Source organism: Type-E symbiont of Plautia stali (assembly GCF_059731115.1).
Genome location: NZ_AP035907.1, coordinates 933,709 through 954,251 on the forward strand (window position 1 = coordinate 933,709; position 20,543 = coordinate 954,251).

At 54.2% G+C, this 20,543-nt stretch carries 24 protein-coding genes; 7 read left to right on the top strand and 17 right to left on the bottom strand.

What is annotated here, in order from left to right; translation table 11 throughout:
• Nucleotides 1-74: 74 nt before the first annotated feature.
• A complete protein-coding gene (locus AC6I8L_RS24380) occupies nucleotides 75-962 on the bottom strand; it encodes a LysR substrate-binding domain-containing protein (RefSeq protein WP_058960470.1) in 888 nt (295 codons plus the stop codon).
• Between the two features lie 107 nt (nucleotides 963-1,069).
• On the opposite strand from AC6I8L_RS24380, the gene AC6I8L_RS24385 reads away from it, so the two are divergent.
• The gene (locus tag AC6I8L_RS24385; protein ID WP_058960469.1) at nucleotides 1,070-1,774 is read left to right on the top strand and encodes an SDR family oxidoreductase; all 705 of its coding nucleotides are present in this window, start codon (nucleotides 1,070-1,072) and stop codon (nucleotides 1,772-1,774) included.
• Nucleotides 1,775-1,968: 194 nt separating this feature from the next.
• Nucleotides 1,969-2,100 (top strand): hypothetical protein, encoded by a 132-nt coding sequence (locus AC6I8L_RS24390; protein WP_286119829.1) that lies wholly within the window; start codon nucleotides 1,969-1,971, stop codon nucleotides 2,098-2,100.
• A 1-nt stretch (nucleotide 2,101) separates the two neighbouring features.
• Here the strand turns inward: AC6I8L_RS24390 and AC6I8L_RS24395 are convergent, their stop codons facing one another.
• Nucleotides 2,102-3,034 (bottom strand): AraC family transcriptional regulator, encoded by a 933-nt coding sequence (locus AC6I8L_RS24395; protein ID WP_058960468.1) that lies wholly within the window; start codon nucleotides 3,032-3,034, stop codon nucleotides 2,102-2,104.
• Nucleotides 3,035-3,194: 160 nt separating this feature from the next.
• Here AC6I8L_RS24395 and AC6I8L_RS24400 point away from each other — a divergent pair, with 160 nt between their 5' ends.
• Nucleotides 3,195-3,926: an SDR family oxidoreductase gene (locus AC6I8L_RS24400; RefSeq protein WP_058960467.1), complete on the top strand. Its 732-nt coding sequence runs from the start codon at nucleotides 3,195-3,197 to the stop codon at nucleotides 3,924-3,926.
• A 117-nt stretch (nucleotides 3,927-4,043) separates the two neighbouring features.
• On the opposite strand, the gene AC6I8L_RS24405 is transcribed toward AC6I8L_RS24400, so the two are convergent.
• The 5 genes from AC6I8L_RS24405 to AC6I8L_RS24425 form a co-directional block, all read right to left on the bottom strand.
• On the bottom strand, nucleotides 4,044-4,739 hold the full coding sequence (locus tag AC6I8L_RS24405; protein ID WP_058960466.1) for a DJ-1/PfpI family protein: 696 nt from the start codon (nucleotides 4,737-4,739) through the stop codon (nucleotides 4,044-4,046).
• Nucleotides 4,740-4,805: 66 nt separating this feature from the next.
• Entirely contained in the window at nucleotides 4,806-5,774 is a 969-nt protein-coding gene (gene corA, locus AC6I8L_RS24410; RefSeq protein WP_034822760.1) for a magnesium/cobalt transporter CorA, read from the bottom strand.
• Nucleotides 5,775-5,808: 34 nt separating this feature from the next.
• Nucleotides 5,809-6,279 (bottom strand): GNAT family N-acetyltransferase, encoded by a 471-nt coding sequence (locus AC6I8L_RS24415; RefSeq protein ID WP_034822310.1) that lies wholly within the window; start codon nucleotides 6,277-6,279, stop codon nucleotides 5,809-5,811.
• A 74-nt stretch (nucleotides 6,280-6,353) separates the two neighbouring features.
• Nucleotides 6,354-6,674, bottom strand: coding sequence for an AzlD domain-containing protein (locus tag AC6I8L_RS24420; protein ID WP_058960465.1), 321 nt, complete (start codon nucleotides 6,672-6,674; stop codon nucleotides 6,354-6,356).
• A complete protein-coding gene (locus AC6I8L_RS24425; RefSeq protein WP_058960464.1) occupies nucleotides 6,664-7,338 on the bottom strand; it encodes an AzlC family ABC transporter permease in 675 nt (224 codons plus the stop codon). Before AC6I8L_RS24425 ends, AC6I8L_RS24420 begins: the two co-directional genes overlap by 11 nt.
• A 102-nt stretch (nucleotides 7,339-7,440) precedes the next feature.
• Between AC6I8L_RS24425 and AC6I8L_RS24430 the strand changes: the two genes are divergently transcribed.
• Nucleotides 7,441-7,989, top strand: coding sequence for a helix-turn-helix domain-containing protein (locus tag AC6I8L_RS24430; protein WP_045831923.1), 549 nt, complete (start codon nucleotides 7,441-7,443; stop codon nucleotides 7,987-7,989).
• Between the two features lie 88 nt (nucleotides 7,990-8,077).
• Nucleotides 8,078-8,599, top strand: a complete 522-nt coding sequence (locus AC6I8L_RS24435) for a GNAT family N-acetyltransferase (protein ID WP_058960463.1) — start codon at nucleotides 8,078-8,080, stop codon at nucleotides 8,597-8,599.
• On the opposite strand, the gene AC6I8L_RS24440 is transcribed toward AC6I8L_RS24435, so the two are convergent.
• Genes AC6I8L_RS24440 through AC6I8L_RS24455 form a run of 4 tightly spaced genes read right to left on the bottom strand, consistent with a single transcriptional unit; the run spans nucleotide 8,596 to nucleotide 13,233 of the window.
• Nucleotides 8,596-9,996, bottom strand: coding sequence for an ABC transporter ATP-binding protein (locus AC6I8L_RS24440; protein ID WP_058960462.1), 1,401 nt, complete (start codon nucleotides 9,994-9,996; stop codon nucleotides 8,596-8,598). The genes AC6I8L_RS24435 and AC6I8L_RS24440 overlap by 4 nt on opposite strands.
• A complete protein-coding gene (locus AC6I8L_RS24445) occupies nucleotides 9,993-10,775 on the bottom strand; it encodes an ABC transporter permease (protein WP_058960461.1) in 783 nt (260 codons plus the stop codon). Before AC6I8L_RS24445 ends, AC6I8L_RS24440 begins: the two co-directional genes overlap by 4 nt.
• On the bottom strand, nucleotides 10,772-11,707 hold the full coding sequence (locus AC6I8L_RS24450; RefSeq protein ID WP_479415027.1) for an ABC transporter permease: 936 nt from the start codon (nucleotides 11,705-11,707) through the stop codon (nucleotides 10,772-10,774). Before AC6I8L_RS24450 ends, AC6I8L_RS24445 begins: the two co-directional genes overlap by 4 nt.
• Nucleotides 11,707-13,233: an ABC transporter substrate-binding protein gene (locus AC6I8L_RS24455; RefSeq protein ID WP_058960460.1), complete on the bottom strand. Its 1,527-nt coding sequence runs from the start codon at nucleotides 13,231-13,233 to the stop codon at nucleotides 11,707-11,709. Before AC6I8L_RS24455 ends, AC6I8L_RS24450 begins: the two co-directional genes overlap by 1 nt.
• Before the next feature lie 191 nt (nucleotides 13,234-13,424).
• Here AC6I8L_RS24455 and AC6I8L_RS24460 point away from each other — a divergent pair, with 191 nt between their 5' ends.
• Nucleotides 13,425-13,610, top strand: coding sequence for a tautomerase family protein (locus AC6I8L_RS24460; RefSeq protein ID WP_034822328.1), 186 nt, complete (start codon nucleotides 13,425-13,427; stop codon nucleotides 13,608-13,610).
• A 42-nt stretch (nucleotides 13,611-13,652) separates the two neighbouring features.
• Here AC6I8L_RS24460 and AC6I8L_RS24465 read toward each other — a convergent pair whose 3' ends face one another.
• Together AC6I8L_RS24465 and AC6I8L_RS24470 are read right to left on the bottom strand one after the other, a co-directional pair.
• Complete coding sequence (locus AC6I8L_RS24465) at nucleotides 13,653-13,970, bottom strand: helix-turn-helix domain-containing protein (protein WP_058960459.1); 318 nt, start codon at nucleotides 13,968-13,970, stop codon at nucleotides 13,653-13,655.
• Nucleotides 13,963-14,352, bottom strand: coding sequence for a type II toxin-antitoxin system RelE/ParE family toxin (locus AC6I8L_RS24470; RefSeq protein ID WP_058960458.1), 390 nt, complete (start codon nucleotides 14,350-14,352; stop codon nucleotides 13,963-13,965). The genes AC6I8L_RS24465 and AC6I8L_RS24470 overlap by 8 nt, the downstream gene beginning before the upstream one ends.
• Nucleotides 14,353-14,550: 198 nt before the next feature.
• Between AC6I8L_RS24470 and AC6I8L_RS24475 the strand changes: the two genes are divergently transcribed.
• On the top strand, nucleotides 14,551-15,291 hold the full coding sequence (locus AC6I8L_RS24475; RefSeq protein WP_058960457.1) for a GntR family transcriptional regulator: 741 nt from the start codon (nucleotides 14,551-14,553) through the stop codon (nucleotides 15,289-15,291).
• Here the strand turns inward: AC6I8L_RS24475 and AC6I8L_RS24480 are convergent.
• From AC6I8L_RS24480 to AC6I8L_RS24495, 4 genes are all read right to left on the bottom strand, one after another.
• Complete coding sequence (locus AC6I8L_RS24480) at nucleotides 15,278-16,258, bottom strand: PfkB family carbohydrate kinase (protein ID WP_058960456.1); 981 nt, start codon at nucleotides 16,256-16,258, stop codon at nucleotides 15,278-15,280. The two genes, AC6I8L_RS24475 and AC6I8L_RS24480, sit on opposite strands and share 14 nt — an antisense overlap.
• Nucleotides 16,245-17,273, bottom strand: a complete 1,029-nt coding sequence (locus AC6I8L_RS24485; RefSeq protein ID WP_058960481.1) for an ADP-ribosylglycohydrolase family protein — start codon at nucleotides 17,271-17,273, stop codon at nucleotides 16,245-16,247. Before AC6I8L_RS24485 ends, AC6I8L_RS24480 begins: the two co-directional genes overlap by 14 nt.
• 52 nt (nucleotides 17,274-17,325) lie before the next feature.
• On the bottom strand, nucleotides 17,326-18,558 hold the full coding sequence (locus AC6I8L_RS24490) for a nucleoside permease (protein ID WP_058960455.1): 1,233 nt from the start codon (nucleotides 18,556-18,558) through the stop codon (nucleotides 17,326-17,328).
• Between the two features lie 171 nt (nucleotides 18,559-18,729).
• Nucleotides 18,730-20,106, bottom strand: a complete 1,377-nt coding sequence (locus tag AC6I8L_RS24495) for an aldehyde dehydrogenase family protein (RefSeq protein ID WP_058960454.1) — start codon at nucleotides 20,104-20,106, stop codon at nucleotides 18,730-18,732.
• Nucleotides 20,107-20,543 lie beyond the last annotated feature (437 nt).

Below are 20,543 nucleotides of genomic sequence, written 5' to 3' on the forward strand. Positions count from 1 at the left end.
TAATCCACATGAGATCATCAGAATTACTGATTTTGTGATTGAACAAAACGGAGCAATTTTTCGGCCACATACAGCTATTTTATTTGCTCAAGCAACCACGCACGCACGGCCTGTACGCTCGTGTGTTCACGTGGACGATGGGGAGAGACCAGATACCAGCCCGCGTCAACGTTCATTTGCTGAGGAAACGCGGGCACCAGACGACCGCGAGCAAGATCGTTTTCGACAAAGTGCGGACTGGTAAGGGCAATGCCCTGCCCGCTGACCGCCGCCTCTAAGGCCAGTGCAGTCTGGTTAAAACGCAAATGATGCTGATGGTGTAGCCTGTTGTGCGGGAAAAGATAAGAGAGAAACACTGGCCAAAGATGGTGCCCGTCATGCAGCAAAGCATAGCGCTCAAAGCTATCCCGAACCTGCGGATCGCCCAACCCAGCCAATAAATCCGGACTCACCACTGCCAATACGCTTTGACTGAACAGCAGCGTGGCATCCAGCCCTGCCCCAAACGGAGGACGTCCATAACGCACCGCCAGATCAACCCCTTCGTGATGAAACTGCACCAATCTTTCTGAGGCCAGTACACGAAGGTCAATATCCGGCCACGCGGTGGTAAAGGCCGGTAAGCGAGGCAGCATCCAGCGGCTGGCAAAAGTCGGCGTGACACTCAAGGTCAGATGATCCGGTTCGGGTCGCAAAGCACGTGTGGCCTCATCGATCAACTCAAACGCCTGACGGACACTTACCGCATAACCTGCACCCGCTGCGGTTAACGCCAAAGTCCGCGGCAGCCGTTCGAACAGTTTCAGCCCCAGGCTGCTCTCCAGCCCACGAATTTGCTGTGCCACCGCGCCCTGAGTGACGCCAAGCTCTTCAGCAGCGAGGCGAAAATTGAGATGACGCGTCACCGCTTCGAATACTTTCAACGCATTAAGCGGCGGTAGCGTGGGAAACCCCTGACCCATCCTGTAGTTTTCCTGTCGTCAATTGCGAATCAGACTGACTCTCTGCAACCGAATTTAGCCCCTATACTGCAATAAATCGACTTCTAATCTTAAAAAGGATCCGAATCATGACAGTAGAAAAAGTCGCAGTGATTGTGGCAGGCGGTAGCGGCATGGGTGCCGCAGCAGCAGAAAAACTGGCAGCGGATGGCTATAAGGTTGCGATCCTTTCCTCCTCTGGCAAAGGGGAATCGCTGGCTGACCGATTAGGCGGATTAGGTATCACCGGGTCCAACCAGTCAGTGGATGACTTACAAAAACTGGTTGAGGCGACGATGGCGCGCTGGGGTCGCATTGATGTGCTGGTCAATAGCGCCGGACATGGGCCGCGTGCGCCGATACTGGAACTGAGTGATGATGACTGGCAGCGCGGCATGGAGACTTATTTCCTGAACGTGGTGCGCGCAGCACGTCTGGTGACGCCTATCATGCAGAAACTGGGCGGCGGCAGCATTATCAACATCTCATCCGCCTGGACGTTCGAACCCACAGACATGTTCCCAACTTCAGCGGTTTTCCGCGCCGGACTCGCCTCATTCACTAAAATCTTCGCTGACGCTTACGCAGCGGATAACATTCGCATCAACAACGTGTTACCGGGCTGGATCGACAGTCTGCCGAAAAGTGATGAGCGTCGTGATAGTGTGCCACTTAAAGGCTATGGCACGGCAGAAGAAGTCGCCGCCACCATCGCGTTCCTCGCCTCACCCGGCGCGGCCTACATCACCGCTCAGAACATTCGTGTTGATGGAGGCGTCACCCACAGCGTGTAAAACCGTTGTCTCCAGCCGCGTGAAGTCCCAATCTTCGCGGCTGGAGGCCCCTCTCCCACTTTCGTCCCTCGCACAAACAAGACTGGTCTCGTCGATCGTTGTGTAAGAAATAGTCAGAATGTTCCTATCCGCTGCCAGACATTTCTGAACGCAGCCACTCCATATCCGATTAAACATTCTGACCCGAGGTTTCTATGCAAACGATTTTTCGTGCACGCTTCCATGCGCTTTTCAATCCTGAACGCCATCAGATCTGGCAATGGATGCTGGCAGGCTGTGCCCTGTTTTGGATTGTGGCGGTGATTGCCGTGATGGGCATTCGTTAAGTTAATGTGCCTGTAGCCTCCCTGTTAATTGCTCAGGGGGCAGCAGTTCAAATGCCCTTTTCATCACCCTCGCTTCTTCTGCCGGACTGCGACCAAACAGACGTTTGAACTCGCGATTAAACTGGGAATCACTTTCATATCCCACTCGCGCCGCGGCACCGGCGGCGGTCAAATTATCGCGAATCATCATCAAACGAGCCTGATGCAAACGCAGCGATTTAAGATATTGAATCGGGGACGTTTGCGTCACCGTTTTAAAATGCAGATGGAAACGCGGCACGCTCATTCCCGCTTCGTTCGCCAGGTGCGGTACATCCAGTGGCTGCTGCCAGTCAGCATGGATACGCTGCAGTGCACGGGCTATACAGCCAAAATGGCCTTGATAGGTTAGCGCCGCGCGCACCGCCCCGCCTTGTTCGCCCATTAATATACGAAAGCATATCTCCTCTACTCGCGCGGGTCCCAGCACTTTAGCCTCCAGAGGATCACTGAGCGCCTCCAGTAATCGCAACGTGCTTTCTGCCAGCACATCATTAATCGGCGTAGAGATAATCCCTGCTGGTGGTACCGTGACCGCCGTCTCAGCTTCGTCAAGTTGTGCCGCTAACCGCGCGACCATCGTAGCATCCAGACGGATTGCTATACCAAGCAGTGGCTCTTCAGAAGTTGCTTCAGTTTCGGCGGAAAAGGGCAGCGGCACTGACAGCACCAGATAATGCTGTGCGTCATAGCGATACATTTTATCGGCGAGAAAGGCGCGCTTCGATCCCTGGCAAATAATGATGATGCTGGGCTCATACAGCACCGGCGTGCGCGCCCACTGTTGGTCCGCACGCATAAAGCGCACGCTCTCCAGCAAGGATTCGGTATAGCCTTCCTGGCGGGCCAGCTGACGTAACAGGTGGCAGGTTTGCTGTTTTACCGTGTTAGACATAGATAGCGTTCCAGAGAGAGGTTCAGGCAAAGCATAGCCATTTCATTCAGTGATGCACAATGCCGGCGAGAGAATCAGGCAAACATTCGCCACAATCCGGTCTGTTGCGCCCGGCTGACTTTTTCAACAATAGCCTCGTCAATTACACGAGGAACTCGTCATGAACTTCAGCGAAAAAGTTATTCTGTTAACCGGTGCCAGTAGCGGGATTGGTGAAGGCATTGCCCGTCATCTGGCCCATCAGGGGCACAAACTGGTGCTGGGCGCACGCCGTACCGATCGCCTGGCAAGCTTGTGCGATGAATTACACCGTGAAGGTGCCAGCGTGGATTATCTCGCAACAGATGTCACACAGCGCAGTGATACGCAAAAGCTGGCGGATTTCGCGCTGGAGAAATACGGACGCATTGATGTGATGATCAACAACGCTGGCGTTATGCCACTCTCGCCGATGAGTTCAATGAAAGTTGAGGAGTGGGATTTGATGCTGGACGTCAACGTTCGCGGCGTGTTGTACGGGATCGCTGCGGTGCTGCCCACCATGCAGGCACAGCGCATGGGGCATATTATTAATATCGCTTCTGTAGGAGCGCTAACGGTTTCCCCCACCGCCGCCGTTTACTGCGCCACCAAATATGCGGTTCGCGCCATTTCCGATGGTTTGCGCCAGGAATCGCGTGAGCTGCGCGTCACGGTAATCAACCCCGGCGTGGTGGAATCTGAACTGGCAGACAGCATCAGCGATAGCGTGGCGCGCGAGGCGATGAAAAGCTATCGACAGATTGCACTCAAGCCTGATGCTATCGCCAGGGCGGTAAGCTGGGCCATCGAACAGCCTGGCGAAGTCGACGTTAACGAAATCACCGTGCGCCCTACTGCCAGTGGGCATTGAGGTAAAATATCCCTGGCGATTTCAGGCTGAAATTCGCAGAAATCGCTGCAGGTAACCCCGCAGCGATAGCATTTTCCAGTTTGCTTTTGCTACATAAAGTTTTCTTAAAATAACTTATTAACGCTTAAGTTTCGCGGCGGCAGCTTCCGTCGCTATCCGGCGGCGAGCAATAAAGTCATGCATCTGGTTTTGCGTCTGCGCCAGTCGTTCCGGCGAGGCGCTGCGTGGTGAACCTGCATGAAACGGTGGCGCGGGGTCGTACTCCATCTGCAGCTGAATGTTTTCCGCCACGTCCCGGCCAAACAGTTCTTCTGCCACAGTGAGTGCAAAATCGATACCTGACGTGACACCCGCGCCGGTAATCCGATTACCATCGCGCACCACACGTTCGGCTACCGGCGTGGCACCCAACAGGCTGAGCTGATCCAATGACCCCCAATGCGAAGTGGCACGATATCCCTGCAACAAACCGGCTGCCCCCAGCACCAGTGAACCGGTACATACCGATGTCACCCATTGCGCTTGTTCGGCCTTTTGCCGCACAAAATCCAGCGTCTCTTCATCCTCCATCAGCGCAATTTGTCCCGGACCGCCGGGAATGCAGATCAGGTCCAGAGGCGGACACTCAGAAAACGTTGTCGTCGGTACGATGGCTAAACCACGATCGGACATCACCGGTTGCCGATCCTTCCAGATGAGATAATTGTTCACTCCGGGCATGCGAGCAAAGACTTCCCAGGGGCCAGTGAGATCGAGTTGAGTGAGATGCGGGAACAGCAGCAGACCAATATTGAACGGCGAAGAGGCGGCCATGATAGGCTCCGATAAGGGGTCAGAGCGTTATCATGGCCTTAGAAATATCTATATTGCAAAGTAGATTTACAACCAGCCTGCTTTTTTCAGTCGTGACCACATCACACCACAGATCGCCAGCGTCACCACCAGTACCGCGGGATAGCCAAAGTGGGTTTTCAGTTCGGGCATATCAGAGAAGTTCATGCCATACATACTGAAGACAATGGTCGGGACGATCAGCACCGCACCCCAGCCCGCCAACTTTTTATTCACTTCGCTCTGCTGAACCGACACCAGTGCCAGATTGACCTGCATTGCGCTGGTGAGCATTTCACGCATATCCTCGGCATCTATCATCACGTGATGAGCATGATCCTGAACGTCACGCAGGTAGGCACGCAGGTTCTTCGGAATAATGTCTTCGTGAAAACGCGCCAGTTGGGCACAAATCTCAGTCACCGGCATCGCGGCATTGCGCAGCGCCAGCAGTTCGCGCCGGAGATGATAGACATCCTCCAGCGTTTTACTGTCAAAGCGGGTGGTAAACATGCCCCCTTCCAGCGTACCGATACGCTCGCTGAGTGATTCGGTGATTTTGCTGTAGTGGTCAACGATAAAGTCGAGAATGCAGTAAAACGCGTAGCCCGGTCCCTGACACAACATGGTGTGGTTTTTTTCTGCCCTGGCGCGTATCGCCGCATAGCCTTCCGATGAACCATGGCGGACGGTGATCAGGAAGTTTTTACCGAGGAAAAAGTGGGTTTCACCGAAGCTGATGCGCTGCTGATCGTCGAGATGTGCCGTTTTCACCACGATAAATACCGACTCACCATATTGCTCAATCTTCGGGCGCTGATGGGCCACCAGCGCATCCTCAATTGCTAACTCATGCAGGCCAAACTCTTCCTGCAACGTCTGCATAAAAGCCGGTTCAGGCTGATTCAAACCCAGCCAGATAAACGCACTTTCGTCTTTGAGTACTTCGCTGATGTCGGCGACATCGACATGCTCTTCACGTTTGCCGTGGCGATAAGCCACACAGTTAATCACCATTTTGGCGCTGTCCATGTTGTTTTCACTTACTCAATCATAGTGTCAGTATCATTTCGACGCAGGGGAGATCGGCTTTGGCCAGAGCGGAAGGATACAAGGCTTCACGCACGGTGCTAAAGCCATGGCGCAGATAGAAACCGCTGGCATTGGGTGTTGCGGCCAGGGTCAACTGCCGAAAACCGCGCTGGCGGGCTTCCGCGATAATCGCGTTCATAATGGCGCTGGCATAGCCTTTGCCATTACACGCTGGCAGGGTAAATATCGCTTCCACACTGCCGCTTTTGAGATCGAGAAAGCCCGTAGCGGCAGCGCCCAACTCAGGATCGTCGATCACGTAGAAAGGATTGCCCTTAATCGCCTCAAAGTAACCTGACGGCAACGCGTCAGGCGTCCATGCGGCAATCACTTCAGGCGGATAAACTGACTGGCAGCCATCGCGAATCGCGAGATTGCGAATACGCCACAAGTCGGCGGCTTCATGTGGAAGCGCTAAGCGCGGTGTCATGGATTCTTCTCTGTGCGATGAATACGGAAGTCCCACAGTAGCAAAACCCTTGCCGCAAGTTTGTTCTTTTTGGCTTAAGGCACCCCAAAATAACGCAGCAATGCCGTCATCACGGCCGCGCCAACAATCACTAAAATCAACGGCGTACGGCGCCAGGCGAGAAACACAGCAAACAACACGCCTGCTATCCGCGCGACACCTGCGAAGTGGCTGCCTTCAAATAGTGCAGTGGTGACGGCAACCGCCAGTAACAGCACCGTAGCAGCATCCGAGAGCATATTGCGCACCGATTCCGACATCGGCATACGGCTTCCCAGTCGGTAACCCGCGAAGCGCATCACATAAGTGCCGACGGCCAGCAGCGCGATCCCGGCAATCACGAAGTTATTGTGCATTTTTGCGCTCCCGCCAGCTTAATAAGCCCAACAATGAAAACAATACCGGCATTCCCGCCGGAACAAACGGCGTGGCGAGTACTGACAAAGCCGTACCGAGTGTGGCCGGAATCCGCGTGCGACGTTGACGCAAAGCGGGAAAGATCAGCGCGATCAGGATGGCAGGAAAAACCGCATCGAGACCAATCGCCGAAACATCAGGAATGAAGCGCCCGATAAATGCGCCGCACACCACGCTGAGTGGCCAGATAGCAAAAATCCCTAAACCACACACCCAGTATGCGGCGCGTCGCTGGGAAAGCGTCTTTTGCGAAATGCCAAATACCACGCTTTCGTCATTCATGATATGGCAACCCAGCAAATTGCGTCCGCCCTGCCCGACCAGATCTTTCACTGCAATACCAAAGGGCAAGTGGCGCGCGTTGACCAGTAAACCCGCCGCCGCAGCTGTTAATGGGCTGCCACCACCGGCCACAATGCCGATGAACAGAAACTCGGATGCGCCTGCCAGCACCATCGTCGAGAGCGCGATGGGCACCCACAGCGGAAAACCATCCGCCGCCGCCAGCGAACCGTAAGAGAGCCCGACAATACCGTCGGCCAGACAAACCAGGAAAATCGCTTTTAATACGCCGCGATCAAGCGGAACTGCACCCAGACGCATCACAATTTGATCTCATATCGAACAGGAAAGCCGTTATAATGAACGCGCCCGAATTGTTTTACAAGATGAACAAAACGTTCGATATAAAGAACAGGAGTAATTGTGACACCACCGATCGATCTTATCTCTGCTGGATTAGTGCGCGAACGCCAGCGTGCCGGGCTCTCGTTAACCGAAGTCGCCCGCCGTGCCGGCATTGCGAAATCCACGCTTTCCCAACTGGAAGCGGGCAACGGCAATCCCAGCATTGAGACGTTATGGTCACTGTGCGTGGCGCTCAATATTCCGTTTGCCCGCCTGATGGAACCGGAAGTGAAGCGTTTGCAGGTGATCCGTCGTGGTGAGGGCATGATGGTGTCAGCTGAACTCGCGGATTATCAGGCCGCGCTACTGGCCAGCTGTCCGCCGGGCGGTCGTCGTGATTTATATCTAATCACCAGCCAGCCGGGCGCACCGCGCGCCTCTCATCCGCATCCGCCCGGTTCCGTAGAACACATCATTATTGCGCAGGGTCGCGCACTTGTTGGGCCTACCGATGCCCCGGTCGAACTTCATCCAGGTGACTACATCTGCTACCCCGCCGACGAACCGCACATCTTCGAAGCGCTGGAAGCGAATACCATGGCGGTGCAGCTGTCGGAGCAAAATTAGTCATAATAATTTCCTATGTTCAAACCCGATGATTGGCGCGTGACACAGTGGCATCCTGTGTTTTTCGCTAGCCGATTATCAGGAACATATGGATATTATTCCCGCCCGACCTCATCACGCCGCTGCCATTCAGAAAATCTATGCGTGGCACGTTCTCCACGGCACCGCCACCTTCGAAACCGAACCACCCAGCGAAAGCGAAATGCTCAACCGCGTCAAAGATGTGCAGCAGCGCGGTGGCTTCTGGCTGGTGGCGCAAGAGGATGAACAGGTATTGGGTTATTGTTATCTGGCACCTTATCGACCGCGCTATGCCTATCGCTTCACGCTGGAAGATTCGATTTATCTCGACCGTGAACAAACCGGACGTGGCGTCGGGCGGGCGTTATTGCAAAAAGCGATTGCGCTGGCAGAAGCAGCTGGCTTTCGCCAGATCATCGCCATCGTGGGAGATAGCGCCAATCAGGGATCGCTGGGATTACACCGGGCGCTCGGCTTCGAGCACACCGGTGTGATGAAATCTGTGGGATTCAAACATGGCCGCTGGCTCGACACCGTCGTGATGCAGCGCTCACTGGGTGTCGGTGATAGCCAGCCGCCAGAACGTTAAGCTGCCTGCATCGCAATCACGCGATCTGTCCCCTTCTCCAGCAATTCGCGATCGTGGCTCACCAGCAGCACGCCGCACTGCTGTTGACGCGCCATCTGCGTTATCAGCTGCAGAGTTTGCTGCTGTACCAGCGGATCGAGCCGCGATGTCGGCTCATCGGCGAACAGGAAAACCGGCTCAAGCAGCATGACGCGTAACAGAGAAAAGCGCTGTAACTCGCCGCCCGAGAGCGAATCCGGGCAGCGCGTGAGCAATGAAGACTCTAACGCCAATTGCTCCATTAACGTGTCGCGTTTAGACCGTTCAATGCGATGACGGCGCAGCACCTCCTCCAGGCTTTGCGACAGTGTGCGCGTGGGGGGGAACAATGCCGAGGGATCCTGATAGATCTTCTGATACTTCAACGCACTCGCCGCAACATGACGTGTGATGCTGCCCTGTTGCGGTGTGAGTAACCCCAGCAATACGTCGCCAAAGCTGCTTTTTCCACTGCCGCTGGCGCCATGTAAGCCGACAATTTCCCCAGCATGCAGGACGAAGTTTTCTGGCACGCCCAACGTATTTCCGCCGCGCTGCAGTTTTAACCCTTGCGCACTCACCACGGGTTTGCTGCGGATCACCGTGGTATGCCGTTGCGGCCAGGCAACGGGATCGGCGGCCAGCAATTCGCGCGTATAGCGCTGCTGCGGGGTGTGTAACACTAGCTGCGCTGCGCCTTGCTCGATCACTTTGCCCTTGTGCATGACGATAACGTCTCCGCCCAACTGACGCGCCAGCGCAATATCATGCGTGATGGTCATTAAGGTCCCACCTTCAGCCACTTCACGACCCAGCAAAGCAGCAACGTCATCGCGTCGGGACACATCCAAACCCTTAGTCGGTTCATCTGCTATCAAAATCTCCGCACCGCCCGCGCGCGCCGCCGCAAATGCCGCACGCTGCGCCATGCCACCGGACAGTTGCCACGGGAATTTTTGTGCCGCTGCCTGTAAGCCCAGTTGCGCAAGGTCATCCTGCGCAGCCGCCACGCTTCGCAGCGCGGAATGCCCTCGAATATAGCGATAGCCTTCCGCGACCTGCTGCTCAACCGCCATGGTGGGATCGAGCGCCAGCCAGGGTTCTTGTGGCAGCGAGGCCATAGTCCTTCCCCACAAGCTGCGTAACGCATCACGATCCTGCGGTAACTGATAGCGTTGACCGTTGATGATCAGGCTTCCGCTGGCCTGAAGTGTCTCCGGCAAAATTCCCATTACCGCCTGCGCCAACAGGCTTTTTCCGGAACCAGTCTCACCCAATAAGGTAAGCGGTTGGCCAGGTCGCAGGTGGAAATCAACCGGCTCCACCAGCGTGGCTTCTGCTGTTGCGATGGTTATGCCGATGGCCTGTAATCCTTTCATACACGCTCCTTTTTCATCATCAGGTTAAGGCTAATCAGCAATAAAAACAGTGCGACCACAGGCTGCAGCAGCAACCAGGGGGCTTCCCAGGCAAAGGGCAGCAGTTCGGTCATCATCAAGCCCAATTCCGGTGTCGGTGGACGGACACCGACGCTGATAAATCCCAGTGCCGACACGGCCATGATGGCGCTGCTAAACGAGAACAGTGCAACGGTAAGCAAAACAGGTGCGAGTGCCGGCCAAAGGTGACGGTGAAAGCGGTAAATCGCGTTAAAACCCAGCAGTTTCGACGCCTGCATGCCCGGCGAATGCACAATCGGACGTAAGGTGGCGCGTGTCACACGGAAGAATTCCACCCACAGCACCAACGAAATGCCTAACCACAGCATCTCCGGTGAGTCCGGGGCAATCGCCGCCAGTAACAGCACCAGCAGCAAGCCGGGCAGCGCGAGGCACATATCCCCCAGCATGCTGACCACACGGTCGAGCACTCCACCATAAAGCGCGCTGAGTACGCCAGCCAGCACACCGACCAGCATCGCACTGATCACACACAGTGCAGCCAGACCCAGTGACAGGCGCAGCGCCGCACTCAGGCGCGGCAGCATGTCACGTCCCAGATGATCGAAACCTAACAGATTGGCCTGGCTGGGCGGCTGCAACATGTTGAGCAGTTCTTGTTGCAGAGGATCACCATGATGAAACAGAGGCAGTAAAAAGGCGTAGCTCAGTAGCAGAGCCAGCAGCAGTAAACCGACATGACGTGAAGTTAATTTCATGGGCGCGTCCCTCGCGGATCAAGCAGATGACAACCTGCATCTACCAGCATATTAAGCAGGACAAACAGCAGGCCGAGCGCCATGGCACTGGCCTGAATCACCGGTACATCGCGGGCGAAGATAGCGTGAACCAACGCATGACCAATGCCGGGCCAGGCAAACAACGTTTCTACCACCACCACGCCTTCCACCAGCCAGACAAACTGCATGCCGAACCAGGTGAGCACCGGCGTTCCCAGATTGCGTAAACCATGACGATGCAGCAAAGTGGCGGGCGCCAGACCTTTTTGTGCCCCCCATTGGTAATAACCCGCGTTCACCACCTGCCAGGTGGCTTCGCGCACCACGCGCACGCCCACCGCGCTTAGCGACAAGGCCAGTGTCAAAGCGGGTAACAGGAAATGACGCAGCTCACCGTGTCCCGCACTCGGCAGCCAGTCGAGTTGCAGCGCGAACAGCACGATCAGCAGCATACCCAGTGCAAAATGCGGCACAGATTTAAGCATCGACGTCAGCCAAAACAGCAGCCGATCCACTTTGCCATTGGCGTGACAGCCGGCCCAGATACCCAACGGCAGCGTGATAATGATCGCCAGTAGCAATGAAACACCGGCTAACGCCAGCGTCTGACTCAGTTGCCAACGCAGTTCATCCATCACCGGCTCGCCGGAAACCAGCGAGCGACCAAAGTTGAATTGCAGCAGATCGAACAGCCAGTGCAGTAAGGCGCTGCCTTGATCGGCTGCGCCACTTAACTCCTGCTGCACGCGCGCGACGGCATCCGCATCAACCCGATCATAGCCGTAACGACCGCTGGCAATGCGCCACGCCATATCGCCCGGCAGCGACCGAACCAGAAACCAGGTGAGTAAACCCACTGAGAGCACCACAAAAAAAGCCTGCATCAGCCGCCAGCTTAGTTGTCTGATCATCACGGCTCCCAACGCAGTTGGCGCAGGCCAAAGTGACGCTCAAACGGATCGAGCGCGACGTTTTGCAACTGACTGTTGATCGCTGCAGATTGTTGATACCAGGCGATTGGAATCACCGGGAGATCCTGTTGCAGCGCCGAGGTGATTAACGTTCGAGCCTGGGCACGCGCGGAGGCATCGGTGGATTGCGTCAGGGTATGCAGTGCGCCACTGAATCCTGTCGGATGCCAGTTCATCGCCCCCCAGTCGCCACCTTTCTCGGCATAATCCTGCAATAAGGTGCCGGTTGGATCGGGCGTGAGTGCAAAGTTGCGTGAGAACAGCGCCAGTTGCAGTTTCCCGCTGTGATGCTGGGCAGGAATTTCGCTGGCATTGGTTGAGTTAATCTTCACTTCAATACCGACTTTGCGCAGTTGCTGCTGGATAACCATCGCCATCAACGGCAGTTCAGGGCGATCCGGGAAGGTCAGAAGCGTCAGGCTGAATCGCTGGCCGTTGCGGGTCAGCACACCATCTGATCCCGGTTGCCAGCCGGCTTTCTGCAACAGAGTGACCGCCGAATCGGGCTGATAGGAGAGTGGAGGCAGCGCCGCGTTGTGCCACTCGCCCATGTTCGGCGGGAACAACTGGCTGGCAGCACCCGGATAGCGCAACACCGCCATCGCTAACGCATTACGATCAATGGCCATGCTGATCGCTTCGCGCACCGGCTGTTCCGCTAACAGCGGATCGCCCAGATTGAGCTTCAGCATAAGCGTGCGCGGCACGGGAATGGCGGGGAGTTGCAGCGCAGGTTTGCGTGCCAGACGCTGACGGCTGGCGGCATCAAGATTGAACACATAATCCGCATCACCACTTTCCGCGAGCAGCGCGCGGGTCTCTGCCCGGCCAGAAGAGAGATAGCTGGCTGCGGCGATGTATGGTTTTTCTCCCCAGTACCCTTCAAAGCGTTTTACCGCTAACGACTGCGGCGGCTGAAAGGCGGTCAGCATGAACGGCCCGGAGCCGATGATGCGCGTGATGTTGCCCTGTGCATCCCAGCTGGATAACGCCAGAATTTGCGAGCGACTTTCCGCCAGGACGGAAAGCAGAGGTGTGAAAGGCTCGCGCAGCGTGATGGTCACCACCTGCCCTTCTCCGCTGATCTCAGTGATCGGTGTTTTATCCAGTAATCCCGCTTTACTCCGCGCAGTATTGAGTGATTTCACTACCGCTGCCGCATCCAGTGGCGAACCATCATGGAAATGCACGTTATCGCGCAGCTGTAATTGCCAGCGCAAACCGTTTTCCGAGACCTGCCAACTCTTCGCCAAAGCCGGGATCGGTTCACCGCGTTGGTTCACTTCCACCAGCGTTTCCACCACATCCATGCGCAGAAGGATGTCACCGGAAAGCGCCGGATCGGCACCTTTAATTTCAAACGGAGCGGCAATGCGCACCGTGTTTTCCTGATGCTGCGCCGCGAATGAGGCGCACGAAGCCAGGCCGAGCGCCGTGGCGACCAGCAATTTTTTCATTGATTTCATTATGGTTTCCGAAAAATACCGCTACAAAAATCCCAGAGAAATTATGTTATAACATAACAATACACATTTAAACACAGATCGCCTGCGGGGATAAACGGTTTGCGCGGGTGTTTATGACAAATTGACACTGCATGCTCGGGCATGACTGGGTTATGCTGAAACCGAATCTGAACCCTCAAGGAGAAACGGAAATGCCAGAAATCGTTGTCTATGCTGCGGAAGGCCGCACGGTTGAGCAGAAGAAGAAGTTGCTGAAAGCGGTGACTGCCGCAGTCGCGGACTCGTTTGAGATTGATGCCAATTCGGTGACGGTCTCAATCATTGAAACGCCTAAGCATCATAAATCTAAAGGCGGCGTGCCGTTTGATGAGCGGTGATAAGTTATTTGATGCATAAAAGCCCAACAGGGCTTTTATGTTTTATAGAATGAAAACCGCTGGGCCTTTGTCTTCAATGGTGTTGAGGATACGCAAAGCCGCTTTATTGGGTTTACTCTCGTTACGTTCCCACTTTGAAACACTCTCAACTGACATGCCTGTAGTCATTGCCAGCGCCGCCTGCGACATCTTCCATCTTAAGCGTACCGCTTTAATCTCAATCCCAGACATAGCGCGTACTGGAGGGATATTACGAGCTTCGATCGCCGCACTGATTTCCGCAACCGTCTCGCCCTGAACAACGCCCAATTGGTTATAGCGCTGCGCCATATCGTGGATATTCTTTAAGCGTTCAGTCATCACAAGTTACCTCGATTAGTTCTTTTAACTTAATCAACTCCCGGACCTTCTCATCTGACATCGCAATAAAATCCCGAGCGATACGGCAATAAGCATCAATTTCATCATCTTCAAGTTCTTTGCCTTTCTTCTTTGATAGCTGACTTTTCAAGTACATATCAAAGAAATAAATGTTGTTGCCATAATTGAAGAAAACAATGCTACGCGCGCCATCAGATGCCCCCACACCAGGCAACCCGAGTCGTTTTTTGAACGTGTAACGTCCTAATGGGTCTCCATGTAATCCCGCGAAAATCGACTTTGCAGCTTTACACAAAATTTTATCATTGATGCGTGCATTACATCTCTCTTCCTGAAATTCTGGCGTCAGGTAAATGCCCATTTACCCCTCCTTGCCTTAAAATATCCGTAAGCGTGACTATAGTCTTCGTTACGGGTTAGGTCAAATTACAAGCGAAAGGATTGGTTGAATCTAAGCGCTAATAACCGCAATAACATGTGGTTAAAGTCGCTACGCGAACGGTGAAAATTCAGTATCATATCTCACCCCTGGCTAACCCAATTGAGTGCTCAGCCCGCTATGACTGAACAGAATCCGCTGTTTTCGCGGCTTACCACCACACTGGCTGAAGAGAGCCGTACGCCGTTGTACAAGCGCTTTGCCGCCGCCATCAAAGAGGCGGTGCGTGATGGCATCCTGGTGCATGAAGAGATCCTGCCCGGTGAGCGAGAATTCAGCCAGTCGCTCAGCATCTCGCGTATTACGGTGCGTAAAGCGATGGATGAGCTGGAAAAAGAGGGGGTGGTGTTTCGTTCGCGCGGTTACGGCACACAGATTTGCAGCCAGTTTGAGTATTCGTTGAAAGAGCCCAAAGGTTTGTCGCAGCAGGCGGTTTTACGCGGTAAAAAGCCTGATACGGTGTGGATTAATAAGAGCAAAATTCAGTGCAGCGCGGAAATCGGTGAAAAACTGGGATTAAGCCAAGGTAGCGAAGTCTACTTGCTGAAGCGTATTCGTTATGTCGATCAGCAAGCGGTGTCAGTTGAAGAATCCTGGGTGCCGGCACGCTTTATTGCAGATGCCGATGACATTGGAATTTCTTTGTATGATTACTTTAACAAGCAACAGATTTTGCCTGTTAAGTCCCAAAGCAGAGTGAGTGCCCGCATGCCTGATGAAGCGCTCCAGCAGCAGATTGCCCTGCCCACCAATGTCCCTGTGTTAGTGATTAAACAGCTGGCACTTGACGCGCAAGGCAATCCTCTGGAGTACAGCATCAGCTACTGCCGCAGCGACATGTACGTGTTTATTGCTGAGTAAGTCTTTGCTGCCAATAGCTCTGCAGCGTGGCGCGATCGGGTGCACAATCACCACCGCGTTGTGACACCACATAAGACGCCACGGCATTACCCAATGCCACACTTTCCGCCAGCGACCAACCTGACGCGAGCCCGGCTAACACTCCCCCCGCATGGCTGTCACCGGCGCCAATCGTATCGACTACTTGCGTTGCCAGAGCAGGGATCCAACCCTGCGATTCCGCATCGATATAACCTGCGCCATCACTGTCTAGACGCACCACCAACCCCGCGCCAAAGTGTTGTTGCCATTGAGCCATTAACTGACGGGCATCAAAGGCTTGATGCTGGTTCAAACGCTCCAGCCACAGTAACTCTGCTTCCTGTCTGTTCACTGTAATCAGTGGTTTTAGCGCCATAATACGGGCAAATTGACGCTCACCGATGTCAGCCAAACGCGGACCGAAATCCACCAGCAATTGATAGTTATGCGCCTGGTGTTCGAGCCAGTCGATCAGCACATCGCCGCTTTTGCTGGTCAGTTGATAGCCAGACAGGTAGATCCAACGGTGTGGGGGTTGTGGCAATGTGCGCAGCAGTTCAGCATCCCAAAGATTTTCGACACCGCTAACCGACAGAAAAGTGCGCTCACCATCCGGCTCCACCAGTGCCAGACACCAGCCATTGTCTCCTTTGCTGGTTTCCAGCACGCTGTGAATGCCATATTCCATCAGCTTCTGCCGCACAATACTGGCCCAAATGCCGTTACCCAGCGGCAGCGCGTTGATGGATGGAATGCCCAACCGATGCAGGGCGATCGCTACATTCAACGCACAACCGCCCACGTTAACGCCCTGCTGGTGGAGTTCAATATCACTTCCCCGATGCGGTAACGAATAGGCATCAGCAATCACGTCCACCACAGCGGCGCCAATCACGCACACCGGCAGACGTCCTTCCAGCCGGTTCAGGTCATCAGGCGTCAGCATAAACGGCCTCACGCTGCTGACGGAAACGCATGAATGCGTTGCTATAGCGAGTGAAATCCAGCGCGTTGGCAGCATCCAGTTCGGCTTTTAACTGTGAATCAATCCCATCAATGCCATGCAGCGCTCCGCAAATGGCCACCGCCATCGCGCCGATGGTATCGGTATCGCCACCCAGATTGGCACAAAGAATAGCGCAGCGATTCGGATCGGTATTGGCCAGCTCAACCATTGCAATAGCAGCTGGAACCGATTCGATGGTGGCCGTCCCGGTGCCTACCAAATCATAAATCTGCTGCATCGTTGACTCCACGCCTCTGCCCTGCGCCACAACGCTCAGCGCCAGCTCAACACGCGCGGCCATGGACGCGCTAAAGGTCGTGACGCGTTTTTCCTGCGCAGCGCGTGCAATCGCAGGCAGTTCATCGCGGATGGATGTCCAGCTTGCGCCGTCAATGGCTCGTGAAACCGCCCAGGCAATCACCACTGCCCCCGCGATGGCGATATCAGATTTATGCGTAGGACTGGATGCCAGTGCGACGGCGTCAATAAAGGCGTCCAGATCTTTGGCTGGCAACAGGCAACCTAGTGGCGAAACGCGCATCGCCGCGCCATTGGTCATGCCGTTGTTCTCCAGTTGCGTCACTGGCGTTCCCATTTTCAGTGCATTCAGGGCTATTTTGGATGTGGGTCCCAATACGTTTTTGTTGAAGGCATCAAACTCCTCTGCCCAGAGCAGGATATTGGCACCAATGGTCTCCGCGTTGATATCGCCATCATGCGTGACTATCGCATCTGCCAAAGCCAGCGCCATCGACGTATCGTCAGTAAATGCCGCACGGCCAAAATAACAGGCGGCATTGTTTTCGGCAGGCCCCGGCAGAAAACCATCAATCCAGCCAAAATGCTGCTTAACGCGACTGCGCGGCCACAATTCCGATGGCATGCCCATCGCATCGCCCAGTGCCTGACCATAGAAAGCGCCTAAAATCCGTTTTTCCCGGAGTGTCATTGTCATCATTACATCTCTTATTTATGGCTATCAGCGGTGGCTGATTGCTCGAAAGCGGTTAATTCTTCACTGCGTTTTTGCCATCGCGGAACAGCACGATGAAGGCAATGGTGATAATGATGATCATCACGCTGCCAAACATCCACATGCCCGCCCAGTTGAACGTTTGGCCATTGCGTGGCTGGTCGTACGCGAACATCTCCTGCATCAAATATCCACCGAGACGATAGCCCAGCAAGCTGCCAATCCCCTGGCATGCGAGCGTGATCAGGCCCTGTGCTGCGTTGCGCATCGCGACCGGTGCTTTTTTATCAACGTAGATGTAAGCCGTGATGAAGTAGAAGTCATAGCTGACGCCGTGCAGCAGGATGCCCATAAACAACAGGCCAATCGTCAGGGCATTTTGATCGCCGCCGAACACAAAGAATATGTAGCGTAGCGCTGCGGTGGTTAAGCCAAGCAGCAACACTTTGCCGATGCCAAAGCGCTTGATAAAGAATGGCAGTGCCAGCAGGAAGAAGATCTCCGATACCTGACCCAGCGTCATCCAACCGGTGGCGTGTGGCAGGCCCACCTCCGTCAGGTAGCCTTCGGCAAAGATGTAGTAAAACGCCAGCGGCATGCTGAACAGGAATGAGCAGACGAAGAACACCAGGAAACTGCGATCTTTCAGGAGATGCAGCGCATCCAGCCCCAATGCCACACGCAGGCTGAATTTGCCGGTGCTTTTCGGCTCGGTTGCCGGCAGCATTAGCGAAAAGATCCCCAATACCAGTGAACTGGCAGCAGTGATCAGCAGCGGCACATTGCTGGCAGAAATGTCGCCATAGCCCATCAGCGGCGGCAGGAAACCACAGGCAATGCCTGACGCAATCCAGCCTAAAGTGCCCATTACCCGCACGCGTGGATAATCACGTTCGACATCTTTGACATGCGAGAAAGCAATACTATTAGTCAGCGCAATGGTCGGCATGTAAGTGAGCGCATACAACAGCAGCAGTGGGAAGAAACCACTGAAGTGCGTCTGCTGGGCCGCGAAATACATCAGAATGGAACCGACGATCATCAGCAGCGATAACACTTTCTGCGCCTGGAAGAAGCGGTCTGCCAACGATCCAACGAGGATCGGCGACAGGATGGCGGCAATCGAAGTACAGGCATAGCACCAGGCAATCTCAACCGGCGAAAAGCCGTTTTTGCTGAGGAAAGCCCAGAGCGGCACAAACCATGCCCCCCAGATAAACCACTCGAGAAACATCATGAAGGATAATTTTGGGATTGTTGTTTTCATTAAAATAGGACTCCCCGGTGTAGGTGAGGCCAATCTAACACCACTAACAATACCTTTGTAATACCATTAGCGGATTCTTTGAGCTACTCCACAACAATTTTAACCGAGGATTAACAGTAAGGCAGGAGATAGAGCGTGGAATAAGGGCGTGCAGTGCACGCCCTAAAAGTCTTAACGACGGTTTTTCCAGACGGTCTGGATATTACAGAATTCGTGAACGCCAAAACTGGAAAGTTCACGACCATAGCCGCTCTTCTTCACACCACCAATCGCCACGCGGGGATCGGAAGCACCGTTGCCATTGATGAACACGGCGCCGGTTTCCAGTTTCTCTGCCAGCTCATTGGCAACCGCTTCGTTACTGCTCCACACGGTGGCGCTCAAACCAAATTCGCTGTCGTTTGCCAGTTCTAATGCATGCTGCGCATCACGTGCTACGGTAATCGCCGCCACAGGGCCAAAGATCTCCTGCTGGAAGGCGATCATGTCGGGTGTCACATCAGCAAGGATCGTTGGTGCGTAGTAGTTGCCAACGCCATCGATCTTATGACCACCGATAACCAGGCGCGCACCTTGTTTCAGGGTCTGCTGTACCTGCTGGTCTAACTCATCACGCAGATCATAACGCGCCATTGGCCCGATATAAGTTTCTTCATTCAACGGATCGCCAATTTTTAGTGCCTGCACAGCCGCGCTAAAACGCGCCTCAAACGCTTCTGCGACACTTTCCTCAATGATGAACCGTTTGGCTGCCATGCACACCTGTCCGGTGTTCTGGTAGCGTCCTGTGACCGCTGAAGCTACTGCGGCATCCAGATCGGCATCTGCCAGAACAATAAAAGGATCTGCGCCGCCGAGTTCCAGCACGGTTTTTTTCAATACCGCACCGGCTTGTGCTGCAATAGCACCGCCCGCCCGCACACTTCCTGTCACCGCAACTGCCGCAATACGCGGATCTTTAATTGCAGCCGAAACGCCATCGTTATCCACGTTAATCACGGTGAAGCCACCTTTTGGCAGATCGGTCGCATCAAACAATTCGGTCATCAGATGTGCTGCACCCATCACGTTTGGCGCATGTTTCAGTACATAAGTGTTTCCTGCCAGCAGCATACTAACGGCACCGCGCAGCACCTGCCAGTAGGGGAAGTTCCAGGGCATCACTGCGAGGATCACACCTAACGGGCGAAACGACTGCCAGGCTTGCTGATTTTCCACCAGCGTGGGTTTATCAGCCAGCATGGCCGGACCTTGTTCTGCGTACCAATCACAGAGATTGGCGCATTTCAAAACTTCAGCACGTGCTTGGGCGATCGGTTTGCCCATTTCCAGCGTGGCCATTTCTGCAAGTTGATCCTGACGCTGGCGGATCTGTTCAGCTAACTGCCGCAATACGATGACACGCTGTGCCATGCTGGTGGCTCGCCATTGTGCAAAAGCATCCGCGCTGGTCTGCAACGCAGCTTCGAGTTCAGCGGCATTCTGCAACGGATAGGTTGCGATGATTTCGCCAGTGGTAGGGTTACGTGAAATAACGTTGTCAGTCATAAGATGCCTTCGTCATGAGTTGTAGGGTGTGAATATGGGTTTCACCTTACGCTTAGGAGAGATTGATGAAAAATGAATAATAATGAGGAAGTTGTTCTCTTCTGATGAAAGAAGCGGATCTTCTTCGCAGAGAATTAATGTTTTTTCGCCATTGGTGGGATCAATCTTACTGACCTGCATATTCTTACAGTTTTTAATGTTAGAAGCTGATTCTTCATAGGGTTATGCAGTTATACAGTGAATAGATCTTAAAGAAAGATCATAGAGAGATCTTAAAGAGATCCTAAGAGATCCCCGATCGCTGTAAGCCGCACCCCACAAGGCCTGAGAAGGTGATCGCGTTCACTATAATCAGAAAAACGTTCACTACAATCAGCATAATATTCACTATAGACTGTAGAATGTTCACTATAAACAGTGTTAATGTTCACTGTAAT

What these genes read in the sequence shown, in the direction of transcription:
- AC6I8L_RS24380 (WP_058960470.1), bottom strand. Translation starts at nt 962, where the DNA reads ATGGGTCAGGGGTTTCCCACGCTACCGCCGCTTAATGCGTTGAAAGTA.
- AC6I8L_RS24385 (WP_058960469.1), top strand. Translation starts at nt 1,070, where the DNA reads ATGACAGTAGAAAAAGTCGCAGTGATTGTGGCAGGCGGTAGCGGCATG.
- AC6I8L_RS24390 (WP_286119829.1), top strand. Translation starts at nt 1,969, where the DNA reads ATGCAAACGATTTTTCGTGCACGCTTCCATGCGCTTTTCAATCCTGAA.
- AC6I8L_RS24395 (WP_058960468.1), bottom strand. Translation starts at nt 3,034, where the DNA reads ATGTCTAACACGGTAAAACAGCAAACCTGCCACCTGTTACGTCAGCTG.
- AC6I8L_RS24400 (WP_058960467.1), top strand. Translation starts at nt 3,195, where the DNA reads ATGAACTTCAGCGAAAAAGTTATTCTGTTAACCGGTGCCAGTAGCGGG.
- AC6I8L_RS24405 (WP_058960466.1), bottom strand. Translation starts at nt 4,739, where the DNA reads ATGGCCGCCTCTTCGCCGTTCAATATTGGTCTGCTGCTGTTCCCGCAT.
- corA (WP_034822760.1), bottom strand. Translation starts at nt 5,774, where the DNA reads ATGGTGATTAACTGTGTGGCTTATCGCCACGGCAAACGTGAAGAGCAT.
- AC6I8L_RS24415 (WP_034822310.1), bottom strand. Translation starts at nt 6,279, where the DNA reads ATGACACCGCGCTTAGCGCTTCCACATGAAGCCGCCGACTTGTGGCGT.
- AC6I8L_RS24420 (WP_058960465.1), bottom strand. Translation starts at nt 6,674, where the DNA reads ATGCACAATAACTTCGTGATTGCCGGGATCGCGCTGCTGGCCGTCGGC.
- AC6I8L_RS24425 (WP_058960464.1), bottom strand. Translation starts at nt 7,338, where the DNA reads ATGCGTCTGGGTGCAGTTCCGCTTGATCGCGGCGTATTAAAAGCGATT.
- AC6I8L_RS24435 (WP_058960463.1), top strand. Translation starts at nt 8,078, where the DNA reads ATGGATATTATTCCCGCCCGACCTCATCACGCCGCTGCCATTCAGAAA.
- AC6I8L_RS24440 (WP_058960462.1), bottom strand. Translation starts at nt 9,996, where the DNA reads ATGAAAGGATTACAGGCCATCGGCATAACCATCGCAACAGCAGAAGCC.
- AC6I8L_RS24445 (WP_058960461.1), bottom strand. Translation starts at nt 10,775, where the DNA reads ATGAAATTAACTTCACGTCATGTCGGTTTACTGCTGCTGGCTCTGCTA.
- AC6I8L_RS24450 (WP_479415027.1), bottom strand. Translation starts at nt 11,707, where the DNA reads ATGATCAGACAACTAAGCTGGCGGCTGATGCAGGCTTTTTTTGTGGTG.
- AC6I8L_RS24455 (WP_058960460.1), bottom strand. Translation starts at nt 13,233, where the DNA reads ATGAAATCAATGAAAAAATTGCTGGTCGCCACGGCGCTCGGCCTGGCT.
- AC6I8L_RS24460 (WP_034822328.1), top strand. Translation starts at nt 13,425, where the DNA reads ATGCCAGAAATCGTTGTCTATGCTGCGGAAGGCCGCACGGTTGAGCAG.
- AC6I8L_RS24465 (WP_058960459.1), bottom strand. Translation starts at nt 13,970, where the DNA reads ATGACTGAACGCTTAAAGAATATCCACGATATGGCGCAGCGCTATAAC.
- AC6I8L_RS24470 (WP_058960458.1), bottom strand. Translation starts at nt 14,352, where the DNA reads ATGGGCATTTACCTGACGCCAGAATTTCAGGAAGAGAGATGTAATGCA.
- AC6I8L_RS24475 (WP_058960457.1), top strand. Translation starts at nt 14,551, where the DNA reads ATGACTGAACAGAATCCGCTGTTTTCGCGGCTTACCACCACACTGGCT.
- AC6I8L_RS24480 (WP_058960456.1), bottom strand. Translation starts at nt 16,258, where the DNA reads ATGCTGACGCCTGATGACCTGAACCGGCTGGAAGGACGTCTGCCGGTG.
- AC6I8L_RS24485 (WP_058960481.1), bottom strand. Translation starts at nt 17,273, where the DNA reads ATGACAATGACACTCCGGGAAAAACGGATTTTAGGCGCTTTCTATGGT.
- AC6I8L_RS24490 (WP_058960455.1), bottom strand. Translation starts at nt 18,558, where the DNA reads ATGAAAACAACAATCCCAAAATTATCCTTCATGATGTTTCTCGAGTGG.
- AC6I8L_RS24495 (WP_058960454.1), bottom strand. Translation starts at nt 20,106, where the DNA reads ATGACTGACAACGTTATTTCACGTAACCCTACCACTGGCGAAATCATC.